Raw genomic sequence first — 1,073 nt, 5'->3', positions numbered from 1 at the left:
GTTTAGGGTACGGGCCGCCATGAAACTCGCTAGAGGCTTTTCTCGACAGCATAGGATCATCCACTTCACCACAATCGGCTCGGCATCAGGTCTCAGACTATTGCCAGGCGGATTTACCTACCTGACGTCCTACACCCTTACCCCGGGACAACCACCGCCCGGGATGGACTACCTTCCTGCGTCACCCCATCACTCACCTACTAACCGCTTGGTTCAGCGGCTCCACCACTCCCCCTCACTCCGAAGAGATCAGGGGCGGCTTCACGGCCTTAGCATCACGATGCTCGATGTTTGACGCTTCACAGCGGGTACCGGAATATCAACCGGTTATCCATCGACTACGCCTGTCGGCCTCGCCTTAGGTCCCGACTTACCCTGGGCAGATCAGCTTGACCCAGGAACCCTTAGTCAATCGGCGCACACGTTTCTCACGTGTGTATCGCTACTCATGCCTGCATTCTCACTCGTCAACCGTCCACAACTCGCTTACGCGGCTGCTTCACCCGGCAGACGACGCTCCCCTACCCATCACGATCCCCGTTGGGGGTACATATCGCAATGACACGACTTCGGCGGTACGCTTGAGCCCCGCTACATTGTCGGCGCGGAATCACTAGACCAGTGAGCTATTACGCACTCTTTCAAGGGTGGCTGCTTCTAAGCCAACCTCCTGGTTGTCTGTGCGACTCCACATCCTTTCCCACTTAGCGTACGCTTAGGGGCCTTAGTCGATGCTCTGGGCTGTTTCCCTCTCGACCATGGAGCTTATCCCCCACAGTCTCACTGCCGCGCTCTCACTTACCGGCATTCGGAGTTTGGCTAAGGTCAGTAACCCGGTAGGGCCCATCGCCTATCCAGTGCTCTACCTCCGGCAAGAAACACACGACGCTGCACCTAAATGCATTTCGGGGAGAACCAGCTATCACGGAGTTTGATTGGCCTTTCACCCCTAACCACAGGTCATCCCCCAGGTTTTCAACCCTGGTGGGTTCGGTCCTCCACGAAGTCTTACCTCCGCTTCAACCTGCCCATGGCTAGATCACTCCGCTTCGGGTCTTGAGCGTGCTACTCCA

The 1,073-nt window shown here is 56.9% G+C and carries 1 rRNA gene; it reads right to left on the bottom strand.

Annotated elements, in window-relative coordinates:
- Positions 1-1,073, bottom strand: a 23S ribosomal RNA gene (locus ACIP4X_RS35775); the annotation flags it as partial.

The organism is Streptomyces sp. NPDC088817 (genome assembly GCF_044750345.1).
GTDB lineage: Bacteria > Actinomycetota > Actinomycetes > Streptomycetales > Streptomycetaceae > Streptomyces.
Note: the sequence above shows the minus strand (reverse complement) of the source record. Positions and strands in the feature narration are given on the sequence as shown.